General features: G+C 74.0%; 1 protein-coding gene. It reads right to left on the bottom strand.

Going from position 1 to position 3,062, the window contains the following annotated elements:
• Positions 1–3,062, bottom strand: a 3,062-nt coding sequence (locus tag ACP4J0_RS38285) for an SDR family NAD(P)-dependent oxidoreductase (protein WP_426604035.1), incomplete at both ends; no start/stop codon positions are given.

The following is a 3,062-nucleotide window of genomic DNA, read 5'->3' as shown; positions in this document are numbered from 1 at the left end:
ACGACCTGCCACAGCGCCTCCGGCGAGTCCACACCGCCCGGGAAACGGCACCCCATACCGACGATCACGATCGGATCATCGTCCGTACGCGGTGCGACGGCGGTGACGGGCTGCGGGGTGGCACGCTCGCTGCGTTCCCGTACGAGCGGGAGCGCGAAGTCGACGATGGCGGCCGGCGTGGGATGGTCGAAGACAAGGGTGGCCGGAAGACGCAGTCCGGTGGCGGAGTTGAGCCGGTTGCGCAGCTGTACCGCGAGCAGCGAGTCGATGCCGAAGCTCTTGAACGGCTGGTCCGGATCGATCCCGTCCGCCGAGTCGCGGCCGATGACCGAGGCGAGCTGGGTGCTGACGAGGTCGAGCAGCAGACGGCGGGCCTTCTCCTCGGACATCTGGCCGAGCCTGCGGCGCAGGCCGGACTGGCCGGGGCGCCGTTGCGGGACCCGCACCAGCGAGCGCAGCACCGGGGACAGGGCCCCGGTGAGCGCGTCGGAGCGCAGCGCGGCCAGGTCGAGGCGGGCCGGCACGAGCACCGGGTGGTCGTCGGCGAGCGCCCGGTCGAGAAGTTCGAGGCCCTGTTCGGTGGAGAGCGGGGCGATGCCGCGGGTCGAGAGGGTGTCGTCGTCCAGGTGCCCGGTGAGGCCGCTGCGTTCGGCCCACAGGCCCCAGGCGAGTGAGGTCGCGGGACGACCGGCCGCCCGGCGGTGGGCGGCGAGCGCGTCGAGGAACACGTTGCCCGCGGCGTAGTTGGCCTGACCCGGGTTGCCGAGCACACCCGCCACCGAGGAGAACAGGACGAAGGCCGCCAGGTCCTGGTCCGCGGTCAGTTCGTCGAGATGTGCGGCGGCGTCCACCTTGGGCCGCAGCACGGCGGCGAGCCGGTCCGCGGTCAGCGACCCGACCACGCCGTCGTCCAGCAGACCCGCGGTGTGCATGACGGCGGTGAGCCGTACGCCGGCCAGCAGCCGCGCGAGCGCGTCACGGTCGGCGGTGTCACAGGCCGCGAGGGAGACCTCGGCGCCCAACCCGGTGAGCTCCGACGCGAGTTCCGTGGCGCCCGGCGCGTCGGGGCCGCGACGGCTGACCAGCAGCAGACGGCGGGCCCCGTGCTCGGCGACCAGATGCCGCGCGACCGACGCGCCGATCACCCCGGTTCCGCCGGTGATGAGTACGGTGCCGTCCGGGTCGAGCCGGGCGGCACCGCCCGGCTCGGCGAAGGCGGTGTGCCGGGCCAGACGAGGAACGAGGACCGTGCCCGCCCGCAGGGCGAGCTGAGGCTCGGTGAGTACGGACCCGGGCACAGTGCCGTCCTGGTGCGCCTCACCCGAATCCAACAGCGCGAAGCGGTCGGGGTGCTCGGACTGCGCGGTCCTGATCAGACCCCACACGGTGGCCTGGGCCGGGTCGGTGACCTCGGGGCCGACGGCGCCGTCGGTCAGCACCAGCAGGCGGGAGCCGGTGAAACGGGCGTCGGCCAGCCACTCCTGGACCAGCCCGAGCGCCCAACGCGCCGACCGGTGTGCCGCCTCCGCGAGGCCGGCTCCCGGGCCGTCCGAGTCCCGTGAGGCGACCGGACAGCGTACGGCGACCAGCTGCGGTACGGGGTCCGGGACGTCGGCCAGGTCCGTGACCAGGCACACGTCGACGTCGGCCGCGGCGGCCGGGGCCGGCTGCCACTCCAGCCGGAACAGCGAGTCGGCTCCGCTTCCGGCGGCCAGGTCGGCGGTGAGCGGCCGCATCGTGACGGCCTCCGCGGACAGCACGGGCTTTCCCGCGCTGTCGGTGACACGCAGGGCCACCCCCTCCTCGCCCCTCGCGCTGAGCCACACCCGCAGAGACTCCGCCCCGTCGGTCCAGCGGGTGACACCGGACCAGGAGAAGGGCAGAAGGGTGCCGCCGTCCCCGCGGAGCAGGCCGGCCGCGTGCAAGGCCGCGTCCAGCACTGCCGGGTGCAGCCCGAAGGCGGTGGCGTCCAGCTCGGCGGGCAGGCTCACCTCGGCGTAGACGTCGCGGCCGGTGCGCCAGGCCGCGCGCAGGCCCTGGAAGGCGGGACCGTAGTCGTAGCCCGTCTCCGCGAGAGTGTCGTAGCGGGTCTCGACGTCGATCTCGTGAGCCCCGGGCGGCGGCCAGTCGACGAGGTCGAAGTCCGCGGTGCCGTCGTCGATGTCGAGCACTGCCGCGGCGTGCCGCGTCCACGGAACACCTGGGTCGGCGTCCTGCGGCCGGGAGTGCACGGCCAGCTCCCGCTGCCCGTTCGCGGTCGGAGCCTCGACGGTCACCCGCAGCTGCACGGCCTCGTCGGGTGGGAGCACCAGCGGTGCCTGGAGGGTGAGTTCGGCGAGCCGCCGCAGGCCCACCCGGGCGCCCACGGCCATCGCGAGTTCGAGGAACGCGGTGCCGGGCAGCAGCACGGTGCCGTGCACGGCGTGATCGGCGAGCCACGGCTGTGTGTCGAGGGCGAGCCGCCCCGTGCACACCAGCCGGTCCTCCTCGACGAGTTCGACCACGGCGCCCAGCAGCGGGTGCCCGGCCGAGGTCAGACCGAGTCCGCGGGCGTCGGTCCCGGCGGGTTCCGGTGTGAGCCAGAAGTGGCGCCGCTGGAAGGGGTAGGAGGGGAGTTCGACGGTGCGGGTCCGGTAGGGCTCGAGGACCGCCGGCCAGTCGACGGCGACGCCGTGGGACCACGCCTCGGCGGCGGATTCGACGAAGCGCTCCAGACCGCCTGTGTCACGGTGCAGCGTCCCGACGGCTGCGCCGGTGTCACCGAGTGTCTCCGCGATGCCCGAGACGAGCACGGGGTGTGCGCTGATCTCCAGGAACACCACGTCGGGTGCCGCCAGCTGCTCCACGACCTCTGCCAGCCGCACCCTGCCGCGCAGATTGCGGAACCAGTACGCCCCGTCGAGCTCGCTGGTGTCCAGGACGCCGCCGGTGACGGTGGAGTGGAACGCGATCCGGCCCGGTCGCGGGGTGATGCCCTGCAGCTCGTCCGCGAGGGTGTCGCGGATCTCGTCGACGTGGGGGGAGTGGGAGGCGTAGTCGACCGGGATGCGGCGCGCCCACAC

It is taken from the genome of Streptomyces sp. WG7 (genome assembly GCF_049975785.1).
Classification (GTDB): domain Bacteria; phylum Actinomycetota; class Actinomycetes; order Streptomycetales; family Streptomycetaceae; genus Streptomyces.
Note: the sequence above shows the minus strand (reverse complement) of the source record. Positions and strands in the feature narration are given on the sequence as shown.